This is a genomic window from Vibrio sp. D54 (assembly GCF_021728075.1).
GTDB lineage: Bacteria > Pseudomonadota > Gammaproteobacteria > Enterobacterales > Vibrionaceae > Vibrio > Vibrio alginolyticus.
Window position 1 is genome coordinate 88,078 of record NZ_JAKKCS010000019.1, and the last position, 12,239, is coordinate 100,316.

At 43.1% G+C, this 12,239-nt stretch carries 11 protein-coding genes, 1 tRNA gene and 1 rRNA gene; 10 read left to right on the top strand and 3 right to left on the bottom strand.

Annotated elements, in window-relative coordinates; translation table 11 throughout:
* Window positions 1–31: 31 nt before the first annotated feature.
* Together L3V37_RS20370 and L3V37_RS20375 are read right to left on the bottom strand one after the other, a co-directional pair.
* Complete coding sequence (locus tag L3V37_RS20370) at window positions 32–511, bottom strand: RDD family protein (RefSeq protein WP_005381070.1); 480 nt, start codon at window positions 509–511, stop codon at window positions 32–34.
* Between the two features lie 184 nt (window positions 512–695).
* Complete coding sequence (locus L3V37_RS20375) at window positions 696–1,964, bottom strand: DUF2254 domain-containing protein (protein ID WP_005381069.1); 1,269 nt, start codon at window positions 1,962–1,964, stop codon at window positions 696–698.
* A gap of 227 nt (window positions 1,965–2,191) precedes the next feature.
* On the opposite strand from L3V37_RS20375, the gene L3V37_RS20380 reads away from it, so the two are divergent.
* Together L3V37_RS20380 and L3V37_RS20385 are read left to right on the top strand one after the other, a co-directional pair.
* Entirely contained in the window at window positions 2,192–2,857 is a 666-nt protein-coding gene (locus L3V37_RS20380; RefSeq protein ID WP_005381068.1) for an SDR family NAD(P)-dependent oxidoreductase, read from the top strand.
* A gap of 190 nt (window positions 2,858–3,047) precedes the next feature.
* Window positions 3,048–3,132 (top strand) — tRNA-Leu (locus L3V37_RS20385).
* A 245-nt stretch (window positions 3,133–3,377) separates the two neighbouring features.
* Here L3V37_RS20385 and L3V37_RS20390 read toward each other — a convergent pair.
* On the bottom strand, window positions 3,378–4,661 hold the full coding sequence (locus L3V37_RS20390) for a carbohydrate-binding protein (protein ID WP_237306914.1): 1,284 nt from the start codon (window positions 4,659–4,661) through the stop codon (window positions 3,378–3,380).
* 247 nt (window positions 4,662–4,908) lie between these two features.
* On the opposite strand from L3V37_RS20390, the gene L3V37_RS20395 reads away from it, so the two are divergent.
* From L3V37_RS20395 to L3V37_RS20430, 8 genes are all read left to right on the top strand, one after another.
* Window positions 4,909–5,214: a PTS sugar transporter subunit IIB gene (locus tag L3V37_RS20395; RefSeq protein ID WP_025767645.1), complete on the top strand. Its 306-nt coding sequence runs from the start codon at window positions 4,909–4,911 to the stop codon at window positions 5,212–5,214.
* 88 nt (window positions 5,215–5,302) lie between these two features.
* Window positions 5,303–6,637 carry a PTS sugar transporter subunit IIC gene (locus L3V37_RS20400; RefSeq protein WP_005381064.1) on the top strand — a complete coding sequence of 445 codons (1,335 nt, stop codon included), beginning with the start codon at window positions 5,303–5,305 and terminating at the stop codon, window positions 6,635–6,637.
* 51 nt (window positions 6,638–6,688) lie between these two features.
* Window positions 6,689–7,000 (top strand): PTS lactose/cellobiose transporter subunit IIA, encoded by a 312-nt coding sequence (locus tag L3V37_RS20405; RefSeq protein WP_031777269.1) that lies wholly within the window; start codon window positions 6,689–6,691, stop codon window positions 6,998–7,000.
* Window positions 7,001–7,012: 12 nt separating this feature from the next.
* Window positions 7,013–8,335, top strand: a complete 1,323-nt coding sequence (locus tag L3V37_RS20410; protein ID WP_047103609.1) for a 6-phospho-beta-glucosidase — start codon at window positions 7,013–7,015, stop codon at window positions 8,333–8,335.
* A gap of 18 nt (window positions 8,336–8,353) precedes the next feature.
* The gene (gene chbG / locus L3V37_RS20415; RefSeq protein WP_237306916.1) at window positions 8,354–9,109 is read left to right on the top strand and encodes a chitin disaccharide deacetylase; all 756 of its coding nucleotides are present in this window, start codon (window positions 8,354–8,356) and stop codon (window positions 9,107–9,109) included.
* A 104-nt stretch (window positions 9,110–9,213) separates the two neighbouring features.
* A complete protein-coding gene (locus tag L3V37_RS20420; RefSeq protein ID WP_130545252.1) occupies window positions 9,214–10,212 on the top strand; it encodes a LacI family DNA-binding transcriptional regulator in 999 nt (332 codons plus the stop codon).
* Window positions 10,213–10,342: 130 nt separating this feature from the next.
* Window positions 10,343–11,596, top strand: coding sequence for an HD-GYP domain-containing protein (locus L3V37_RS20425; protein ID WP_005381029.1), 1,254 nt, complete (start codon window positions 10,343–10,345; stop codon window positions 11,594–11,596).
* 550 nt (window positions 11,597–12,146) lie between these two features.
* Window positions 12,147–12,239: ribosomal RNA gene (locus tag L3V37_RS20430) — 16S ribosomal RNA — on the top strand; the annotation flags it as partial.

The following is a 12,239-nucleotide window of genomic DNA, read 5'->3' on the forward strand; positions in this document are numbered from 1 at the left end:
TACGCCTTCCTTTTTTGTGTTCCTAGACAAGTTAGTTTGCCTTAGGTAATACAACAACCTCTGTTTTGGCCCAAATGTCGTGGAAACCACGTTTCTTCGGATCTATCGGCACAGTCAGATTTGCCAAGCCAAAGCCAGATGTCGAAATACGAATCAGAGCTTGAGTTACCGTAATTGGTGCTCCGTCTTTGGCGTTGCGAACTCGAAGCTTCCAAGCGCGCATCCCAAGAGTTTGTCCTGCTCGCGTCCAGAAGAACACAAAGAAATATATCCACACACCCGCAAGATAAAGTGTAAATAGAGGGCTCAATACAGGGTGCTTTCCGAGCATATCTGCGGCATCAGCGTACTCGCCATAGCTCAACAATCCTGCTGCATTTAGTGCAAACACAACGGCCATAACAATACCTGCGGCCATCATTTCAATTGCGATAATAATCAATGTGTCGTAAATCAACGCTGCAAGTCGACGAAAGAGACCAGCAGGTGGAAGAGTTGTAGACGTTGTCATTATTCCATCACTTACCTTAAAAATTGTGCGTCAGAATATAGATTCCCTCACCAAGAGAAAAGAGACCTAACGCACAGAGTCTTTAATTGTGTATAAACTAAGTGACTTTTCTGCCCTACGTTATCAGCACATGTCATGATACACGAGGCCGTGCAGCAATATGTTTCAACTGAATTCGATTCTCTTAACCATTGGCTCTTTGGTCTGTGACCAGATTAGATAGCTGAGAGAGTTGGTGTTTCTCATCTTCGGTATAATGTTGGCTTAATGAAAGCTCTAAAGCTTTTTCTGACAGCTTGATTGCTGGTGACAAAAATAACTTAGGGTGCATACTAGAGAGAGCTAGCAAGGCCTTTTGTAGGCGAATCTGTATTTGGAGTTGCGCTGCACCATCGTGTGCTATCGGCAAAAAGACATCATCAAACAAATCCTGGCAGCTCAATGCGGGCACAAATAGTCTAGGATATCGAGTTTTGGTAGGCGGCTCACTGAGTAGGTCTCCCCATAATGAAAGTGCTCGTACAGAACGCCCAAGAACGTCAATTGCGGTGCCATTATCATTTACAGCCGGAGATAGTGCTCGTGAGGCGATTTCCGCCATAACGACTAAACCAAAGCGAGGGTCCTGATCATATGAACGCTCTGTTCGAATCGTGAAGGCTGCCGTTACTTCGCTTTCGTCTGGCAATTCTCCACAAACACAAGCCAATGGTTGACCTACGTACACAAAACTTCCCGGTTGTCGCTCAAGGTAGATGGTGCATTGGTTTGCTTCAGCAATACTATCGAGATGATGCATATCAACATGCTGTAAGTAGCCAATTTCTTGGCTCAAAATAGGTTTACTTCCTCTGGGTTTATGTTCTGGGTGGCTCCACGGGTGAGCACCTAGCCAACGCTCTTTGCCCCGTTTTCTTATCGCATCTAACAAGGCTTGCTCCACGTATGAAGTGGTTTCACTGACCCTTCCTAGTACGGAAAGGTGCTGAATCCAACGTAGCAGAGTGAGTATGATCATCACGATTACGGCGATAGTTACGATGAACAGATAAATTTGTGCTTGTTGATGATAGGCCCCAATACCTAGCGCGATAATTCCTACCAAACTAAATAGAAAAGAGCCAAGAAAGGTTGCTAAGGCATTTTGTGTTGTGCTGTCTTCCATCAACAGTTTTGTCGCTCGCGGCGTTACCCCTGCACTAGCGGCACTGTACGCTGAGACCATAATATTGAGAGAGAATGTAGTCACTGCAAGCATGGAGGTTGCGAGGATATTTAATATGTTGTTCAACAAATCCTTGCTGACGTTGATGGCAGGGGGCAGAGTAATGAACTGGTTTAAAACAATCGACATTAAGGCGGTAGCAACAGCAAGTAATGCGTAGAGTGACGTCCGGACCCACAGTTTTCGCGTCATCTGTTTCAGTAACCACTGCCATTTTGACCCAGTCATTCTTTGCTCCTATTCAGTTCTCACTAGAAAGTCGATAGAAAATTCAGAAAGTTATTCTTGCTTAAGCATAGGTTAAATGCCCGTCGTTCTGCTTGATATTTCATGCATCACGAAAGTAAGAAAGCTGCTTGCTTCAAAGAATGGTGCTCTTGAGGTGTGAATTACCACGATTCTGTTACCTTAATTGATAGATGAATTAAAAGTATGTGGTTGAAAAGAGGTAGCGCATGATTGTAATTACAGGTGCAAGTAGCGGTTTAGGGGCGGAACTAGCAAAGCGTTATGATGCGGAAGGCAAAGAGACGTATGTAATAGGAAGAAATACAGAAAAACTATCCGCACTAGCAAAACAACTCTCTCATAACGTTGGTTATCAAGCTTGCAACCTCTCATCGCACCAAAATGTGAAACAGCTCTTTGATGGGGTGAAACAGTCCCCTGAAATGGTCATTCATAGTGCGGGAAGTGGTTATTTTGGCTTACTGGAAGAGCAGGAGCCGGAAGAGATTCAAAAGTTGATTGATAACAACCTGAATTCTGCGATTCATGTGTTAAGAGAGTTAGTAAAGCGTTACAAAGATCATCCAATAAAAGTGGTCATGATCATGTCCACAGCCGCGCAACAACCTAAAGCGCAAGAGTCTACGTATTGTGCAGTGAAATGGGCCATCAAAGGATTAATTGAGTCGGTTCGTTTGGAGCTAAAAGGAAAACCTATGAAAATTATCGCGGTTTATCCTGGTGGAATGGATACGGAATTCTGGAAAACAAGCGGCAATACGATGGACACGAGTCACTTCATGCAAGCAGAAGATACCGCAGAGATGCTCCATAATGCGTTGTCGAGCATTGGGAATGGTTATGTTTCTGATATTACAGTGAATAGAACTTAAAAAGAGTTTCGTATACTCATTTTCATCTGGAAGAGTAGTAGAAAATGGAGCGTACGTTTCTTATGAGTACAGCTTTGTCACACTTTGTGGCGAAATTATCAGCAAACGATAGTTATTTAAGGTATTTCTGCTTGCGCAGGTCAAAAGCTTACGTATAATGCCAACCATCAAAGGGCAATAGCCCAAAGATGCCGGTGTGGTGAAATTGGTATACACGACGGATTCAAAATCCGTTGCCTTCGGGCGTGGCGGTTCAAGTCCGCCCACCGGTACCATACATAGAAAGGTCGCTTTTATAGCGGCCTTTCGTCGTTTTAGGTGTTCGTAAATATCAAAAGAAAGTTAGCGTTGCCTTCGCGGTGGCGTCAGGAGTGCCTGCCAGTCAAGTCACTCGCAGGTACCATATTTTAAGACAGAGCCTCGATGAAAGTCGGGGCTTTGTTGTATCTTGATCTTCAAAACAAAAAAGCGCGAGGGGTATGCCTCGCGCAAACTACTACATGGTGATAGTAGGAACAGCCTATAGAGCTGTGAACAAGGTATTTTGAGTGTTCGGAGTCCAGTCTGCTTGGGACACGTGCGGTACATCAACTAGATAACGCAAACCTTGATAAGTCACCACATCACCTTGTTTATAGGAAACATTCTGAGTCCAGTTAGTGGCTGGGTCTGCATTTGTCCAAAGGCTAGAGGTTGGAGACGGTGCCCAATCTTGTTGCGCAGTATGGTTTGTTACAGCCTGGTATACAGTACCTAGGTGTAAGACGTAATCGCCAGCGTCGTAGTTATGACCAACTTGCCAGTTCGGTGTGTAGTTATCCATTGTGTCGAAGTCATAACCCGCTTGTTTTGCTAACTGTATAAACTTAGCGAGCTTAGGTAGGTTTTGCGTTGCACCCATGCCACGCTTACCATCTTCAAATAGGAACTCGTGAGTTAATACGATAACTTTATCGGCGTGTAAAGGTGTACCACATGGGAACTCTTGAGCTTTGGAGTTGATCGGGTTAATCGTTGTTGGTGCACAAGTGTTTAACGCGGAATCCACATATCCAAGAAATGCTTCTGCTTCTGTAAGGCTGTTTGCTGGCATTTCAATGCCCCAATTTTCGGGTGCCCAGTCCACATCCCAACCGTGAGTTTGATAGCCGTTATTCGCTAGGATACTTTGAACCTCGATAGCTGCTTTTACACTGTTGGATGGGTTGGATGTATCGCATACATATCCTGGTTCCCAAGGTTTCAGGTCATCAGACGTGGCACATAACCCATCTGCTTTGAAGTCTTTCGTCACGCGCCAACCGTTGGTGTAGGGCAGTCTAGCAAACTCTGTTGCCTTGTAGTTCGGGTAGCTTGTAATGTTCGGCAAATACTTTGCTAACACAGATAAGTTTTCCGTAAACATTGAGGCATCGTAAACAGGGTCTTGATACGAGTTAAGCTGGTGGTCCCCGGTCGCATTACACTCCGCAGCACTGTTCGGTCCAAACTCATCCACGCAGTTGTGCACCATGTGATCGTAACTGTGGTTCGCAACAATATGACCAGTGTCTAATGCGAGCTTTAAGGCTTCTAGGGAACGGTCTTCATTCTCATCACCAATTCCATCTAAATGCCAAGCATTAAAGTAAAACGTCGCTTTGATATCTTCCTGGTTAAGTACTTGAATAACGTCAATAGATGCATTGATTGGTCCATCATCAAACGTTAGATAAATTGTGCCTTTAGAGTCGGTTTGAGCAAATGAGTGTTGTGATAGTGCGGCACTTACAAGCGTTGCAATAGCCAATTTATTAAATTTCATTCTCTATTCCTTTTAAGAAATTAATAACGACGTTGTCAGTAGTAAAATATTGATAATTTGAAACTTAATGTGATGTCTTAAATTATTTTATGACTTTTATCCTAGACCTAAATAATTACAAAAAAATAGGTGGTATTTTCTAAATTGGGATTGTGTTCACGAATAATGCAACCGGTTGCGCTTTTTTGTCTTGGTTATTTTTGCTACAGTTTTTGCAGGTTGAAATTTACACAACGGGAGTAAGGCTATGAAAAAGATCCTTTTATGCTGTAGCGCAGGGATGTCCACCAGTATGCTTGTTAAGAAAATGGAGCAAGCTGCTGAAAATAAAGGAATTGAATGCAAAATTGATGCGATGTCAGTGAATGCATTTGAAGATGCAATTAAAGAGTACGATGTTTGTCTTCTCGGGCCTCAAGTACGTTTTCAGCTAGAAGAGCTAAGAAAAACGGCGCAAGAGCATGGTAAAAACATTGACGCGATTTCTCCTCAGCATTATGGAATGATGAAGGGAGAGGAAGTACTAGAGCAAGCATTAGAATTAATTAACTAAACCATAGTTTTAAATTAAAAAAGATAACTGTACATCAAATATAAATATTTGATGCGGGATTCTTTTGCCTAAAATAAGGATGGATTCTATGAAGCTTTATGACGCAATTATAGGCGCAGTCGAAAAGCATATAGCCCCTATAGCAGCTAAAGTGGGGAATCAGCCCCATGTTCGCGCAATGAGAGACGGTTTTATTGTCGCAATGCCGTTTATTATTGTTGGTAGTTTCATTTTGATTTTTGCATTCCCCCCATTTGCCGAAGATACAACCTTTACTTTTGGTCGAATTTGGCTCGATTTCGCCACTACACATTTTGATACCATAATGATGCCCTACAACATGTCGATGGGGATCATGACCATTTTTGTTTCGCTGGGCGTTGCTTATAGTTTAGCGAAGGCTTACAAGATGGATGGGATCACGAGTGCTGTATTGTCACTAATGTCTTTTTTACTCATTGCGGCCCCAGCTAAAGATGGCGCGTTGTCTATGTCTCACATGGGCGGAACCGGGATCTTCACCGCAGTGATGTGTGCATTTTTCTCGGTGGAGCTCTACCGTTTTATGAAAAAGCACAATATTACGATTCGCATGCCAGAGCAGGTGCCACCGGCGATTGCGCGATCATTTGAAGTATTGCTACCAGTCTTAGCGATATTCATTACCTTATATCCACTTAGCCTTTTCGTACAAACCCAGTACGACATGCTGATTCCAGATGCTGTTATGGCTATCTTTAAACCGCTAATCAGTGCGTCTAACTCATTGCCTGCCATTATTGGCGCTTTATTGCTTTGCCAGCTACTTTGGTTTGCGGGTATTCATGGTGCTGCAATTGTTGTTGGACTGCTTTCTCCAATCTTTTTGACCAACATTGGTGCCAACATTGAAGCCTTTGTTGCAGGTGAACCGATTCCAAACGTATTTACTCAACCGTTCTGGGATTTTTACATCTTTATTGGCGGCTCTGGTGCAACACTTGCTCTTGTTATGCTGATGTCGTTTAGCCGTTCTGTTCACCTTAAGAGCATTGGTCGAATGAGTGCGGTGCCTGGCTTTTTCCAAATCAACGAACCAGTGATCTTCGGTAGCCCAGTTGTGATGAACCCGACCTTGTTTATCCCGTTCGTCTTCGCTCCAGTCATCAACGCTACGATTGCGTATTTTGCTGTGCATGTCGGCTTTGTGGGTATGGGGGTCGCTACAACACCTTGGACAACACCGGCACTGATAGGTGCTTCGTGGGGTAGCGGTTGGACCTTTGCGCCAGTATTGCTCGTCATTGGTTTATTAATTCTTGATCTAATCATCTACTTCCCATTCTTCAAAATGTTTGAGAAGCAAATGTTGGAGCAAGAACTACCAACGACGAAGGAAACTAAAGGTGATACGCAGCCGTCAGGCGAAGGCGTTACTGCTTAACTGTGCTTAATGGGCCGCAATTACCGCGGCCCGATTTTCGGAGAGAAAATGATGGAACAAGAATTGGTTGTAATGGAGATCATTTGCAATGCTGGTGAAGCCAGAAGTTTAAGCTACGAGGCATTGCGTTTATCTCGAGAACAAGATTTTGAAGCGGCTGATGAGAAGCTCTCTCAAGCAAGAGAGTGCATTAATAAAGCCCACTTAATACAGACTCAGCTTATTGAAGAAGATCAGGGAGAAGGGAAAGTCCCGATGACGTTAGTGATGGTGCATGCTCAAGATCACCTAATGACTACGATTTTGGCTCAAGAGATGGCTGTAGAAATCGTCGCACTGAACAAAAAAATCTCGAACAAGTAAAGGGGGATGAAAATGTCTAGAGAGGCGATCAAACTTGCCATTATTGGCGGTGGTAGTAGCTATACCCCGGAATTGGTTGAAGGGGTTATTAAGCGCTTAGAATATTTACCCGTTAAGAAGATTCATTTTGTGGACATTGAGTCAGGAGCTGAGAAGCTTGAGATCATCAAAGGATTGGCTCAGCGAATGGTCGATAAAGCCGGAGCAAAAATTGAGATAAAAGCCAGTTTCGATCGCCGTGCTGCGATAAAAGATGCGGATTTTGTGATGACGCAGTTTCGTGTTGGTGGCCTTGCTGCACGCGCTAACGATGAGCGAATCCCAATCAAGTACGACGTCATCGGCCAAGAAACAACGGGCCCTGGTGGTTTTGCTAAAGCACTGCGAACCATTCCGGTCATTCTTGATATCTGTAAAGACATTGAAGAGTTGGCTCCAAACGCATGGATGCTCAATTTCACCAACCCAGCGGGTTTAGTTTCCGAAGCGGTCAGTAAGTACACCAAAGTAAAGAGTATTGGTTTATGCAATGTGCCCGTTTCAATGGAAATGATGATTGCAGAAATGATGGAGTGCGAGCCAAAAGAGCTACAACTTGAGTTTGCTGGGTTAAACCATCTCGTGTGGGTACACAAAGCATGGCTCAATGGGGAAGATATTACTCAAACGGTATTAGAGAAAGTCGGTGATGGTGCCAACTTCAGTATGAAGAATATCTGGGAAGAGCCGTGGGATCCGGCATTTCTAAAAGCACTGGGGGCGATACCATGTCCTTATCATCGTTACTTCTACCAAACTGATGCCATGCTTGCTGAAGAGAAACAAAGTGCCGATGAAAAAGGCACTCGTGCTGAGCAGGTAATGGAAACAGAAAATGCGCTGTTTAAGCTCTATCAAGATCCTACCCTCGATCATAAGCCGAAAGAGTTAGAGGAGCGGGGTGGTGCTTATTATTCTGATGCATCACTGAACCTAGTTGATTCAATTTATAACAATCGTAATAGTATTCATGTTGTTAACGTTTTAAATAATGGAGCGATCAACGGCCTACCTGACGATGCTGTGATTGAATGTAGTGCGGTGATTGGTAGCTGGGGGGCGAAACCTCTTGCGGTTGGCGAGTTGTCAAACAATATCAAAGGATTACTCCATCAAGTTAAAGCGTATGAGCAGCTAACAATAGAAGCTGCTGTCGAAGGTAATTATGACAAGGCGCTTATGGCATTAACCAATAACCCATTGGTGCCTGACATTGGCCGCGCCAAGTCAATCCTGGATGATATCCTAGCGGTGAACGCTCCGTATTTACCTCAATTTAAACTAACGACGTTGTAGTACTAAGGAAGGACGCCAATGAAAGTCATTTTTAATGCTGATGATTTTGGTTTAACGAGAGGTGTAAATAACGGCATCGTTAAAGCTCATCAGCAAGGTGTGGTTCATTCAACCACCATGATGGTGGGTATGGATGCTGAGCAACATGCCTTAGAACTAGCTCGCCATAATCCAGGCTTGAAAGTTGGCGTTCATCTTAGGTTTACAGCAGGTGTGCCTATAACGAAGCATCCTAACTTGACCAACGGCCGAGCGCACTTTATCAACTATGACGAACTTTGGAGTAAGCAGGACTTCGAAACTCAGGTCGTTTATGATGAAGCAAAAGCTCAGGTGGAACATTTTTTATCGCTTGGGTTAGAGCTAAGCCACTTAGATAGCCATCATCACGCGCATACACACCCTCAAATTTTGCCCGTTATTAAAGAAGTAGCGAATGAATACCGAATGCCACTGCGGGGCACTGGCTTGTGTCAAGAATCGATGACAATCAGGTATATCTTTACTGATGAGTTTTATGATCAAAAAGTGAGCTTGGATGGCTTAATGGCACATCTATTGAGTTTAAAAGCTGACTATGACTTGGTTGAGGTGATGTGCCACCCGGCAGAGGCCGATCAGGCGCTTATCTTAAAGAGTGGTTATGCGCTTCAGCGAGAGCTAGAGTTACAAGTTCTTACCTCTCCCATTTTAAAAGAACAGTTAGCTCATCATGGTATAACTGTCACGGATTACTCTGAGCTTGTTTCTACCAATCAAATGGTCAGTGTATGATTAAAGGCTGCCAGCTTCGCCCCCTATAGCACCTTACGAATTGCTGGCAGCCGTTCTATACAAACGAATATTTAATAACAATTGCAGTTGGACCCAATAGCATTATGGCAAGGATTAAAGATGTAGCCGAACTCGCCGGTGTAAATCGCTCTACCGTTTCTCGAATTATTAATGGAGAGGGGAAATTTCGTGAGGAAACTCGAAAAAAAGTAGAGCAGGCTATGGCGCAATTGAATTATCGTCCCAGTGCAATTGCTCGTTCACTCGCAACCTCATCCAGTAATATGGTTGGGTTATTGGTGACTTACTATACGGGGGGCTTCTTTGGCGAGATGATGGAGCAGGTTCAGACCGAGCTGGATATTCATAAGAAGTTTTTGATTACAGCTCAAGGCCATCATTCTGCACAAGGTGAAAAAGAGGCAATTCAGCGTTTTAATGATTTACGTTGTGACGGCTATGTACTTCATAGTCGTTATTTGTCAGATGATGACTTACGTGAACTAGCTAAACAGCCAACACCTTTCGTTCTCCTGGATCGCTACGTGGAAGGAATAGAAGAGCGTTGTGTTACCTTTAACCATCATCATGCAAGCCGTATTGCCGTTGAGCACCTTTTAGCTGGTGGTCATCGAAAGATTGCTTGTATTGCCGGTCCATCCCAACGTCATAACAGTGTATTGAGAAAGCTTGGGTATATTGATGCAATGAAGGATGCTGGTATAGATGTTGATGAAAGCTGGTGTGAAGAAGGGAATTATGGCCGGCAAAGTGGTTATGATGCAATGGCTGCAATTTTACAACGACACCCTGATGTGACGGCTGTCTTTTCGTGCAGTGAAGAAATGACGGTTGGCGCAATGCAGTACTTACACGAGCACAGTATTTCTGTACCAGAGCAAATCTCATTAACTAGCTTTGACAGTGTTGATCTTTGTGAAAGTCTTTACCCTACAGTATCAGCAGTGCACTTTCCTATCAGTGACATGGCCCGTGTAGCGGTACAAACGTTAATGGGGCTAGTCAAAGATCAAGAAGTAATAGACAAGCCAGTGTTCGAGGCCAAGCTTAAAATACGCAAAGCAGATCGCTCCTTAAAGTAGCTTACTTCTATCTAATTAAGTGAGTCGCTTAGAAATAACGGTTTGATGTTTTGATAGTTACTGATGAATTTATTCACAAAATTTACTAGTATTCTAACTCTCTTAAGAAATATAAATCAGTAGTGAATAAGTGGCAGCCATTAAACTAACGGTCGATCGTATTCAACCCGGATTACATATCCGTCTTCCGCTAAAGTGGAACGATCACCCCTTTCTACTCAATAGCTTTAAGATTAAAGACCAAGAGCAAGTCGAGATGATCCGCCACCTCGGCGTAAAGTTCGTTTACTTTAATCCAGAGCAAAGCGATGCCGTTCCACTCCCTGTTGATCAAAGACAAGCTGACAGAGTAACAAATGAAGCGTCGTTAGATCATGAAACTCAAAAAATGTGGCAAGAAAAACAGAACCGCATAGAAAAGTTAAGTGCATACCGTCGACGCGTGATTCAGTGTGAAAAAGAGTTTGAGCGCTCTCTGGCACGTATGCGTTCAGTCATGACTAAAATCCGTAACCGTCCGACAGCAGCAGTTGATGAAGCAAAGCTTCTTATTGAAGATATCGTCGAGAAGTTAATGTGCGATGATAATGTTACGTTACATCTGATGAACGGAAAAAATGAGTTTGAAGATATTTATTTCCACTCATTGAACGTGGCTGTTATCTCGATGATGATTGGCCGTGCTAAAGGGTACTCAGCAGCACAGTTGAAAGAGCTTTCCTTCTCCGCACTATTCCATGATATCGGGAAAATAAAAATCCCGACTGCAATATTAAGAAAGCAACTACCTCTAACAGAGCCAGAAACCAACTACTTAAAGTTGCATACTAAATATGGCGTCGATCTTGCGAGTCAAATCGAGGCTTTTCCCGAAGTCGCGAGAATTGTGATTGCGCAGCACCATGAGCTAAGAGATGGGTCTGGTTATCCTAAAGGCCTGAAAGGAGATGAGATCAACGAGTTTGCTCAAATTATTGCTGTAGCCAATGCGTTTGATAACTTGTGTCATACACCGATAGTCTCAGATCAAAAGATTCCTTATACCGCACTCTCTCATTTATATAAGAACTGTAAACACCTATATAAAGAAGAGAACCTGAACATCCTAATTAAGTTTATGGGCGTGTTTCCTCCGGGTACCGTAGTTCAGCTTTCTAATAATATGGTCGGCCTGGTTATCTCAGTGAATGCATCGCATTTATTATTCCCGAATGTCTTGGTTTACGATCCATCAGTACCAAGGACGCAAGCGCCAATCATTGATCTTGCCTCAAAAGATATAAAGATAGTTAACGCGATTCATCCGTCAAAATTACCGGATAAAGTAAAAGAGTATCTAAATCCGCGTTCGCGTATTTCTTATTTCTTTGATAGTGATGAGTAGTTATCCACAGCTTTTTGTGGGTAAATTGTATAAATCCTGAGTGTTATTTCTGGGTAATTTTAGGGTTGGATGGAAAGTATCCATTTGGCATGTTTTTTTAGAAAAAATGCACTTTTAGTATTGCCAAAGAAAATCTTCTCCCTATAATGCGCATCCATCGACACGGCAGACGCCACAAGGCTTTAGTAGGGTCGAAGAGGTAAAAAGCTTCTACAAAAAATTAGTTTAAAAAAGTGTTTGACACTAACAACTAAATCGCTAGAATGCACCTCCGCTTTGAGAGAAAAACTTCTCGCAAAGCAAGCTCTTTAACAATATAGACCTATCAATCTGTGTGGGCACTCGTTGATGATGATCCAAATAGTTTCTTCGGAAACAATTTAGGTTTCAATGAAACGAAGTGACCATTCGAATTGGGAAGCAGCCTTGAGCTGTTTTGTTTTACTTTTTCAAAAGTAAAAACCAATAAGAGCACAGTCAATTCAAACATTACTTCTGCTATTTATTAGCGAAAGGAATGTTCAGTATTCATTGAGCCGAACAAAATCTTAAATTGAAGAGTTTGATCATGGCTCAGATTGAACGCTGGCGGCAGGCCTAACACATGCAAGTCGAGCGGAAACGAGTTATCTGAACCTTCGGG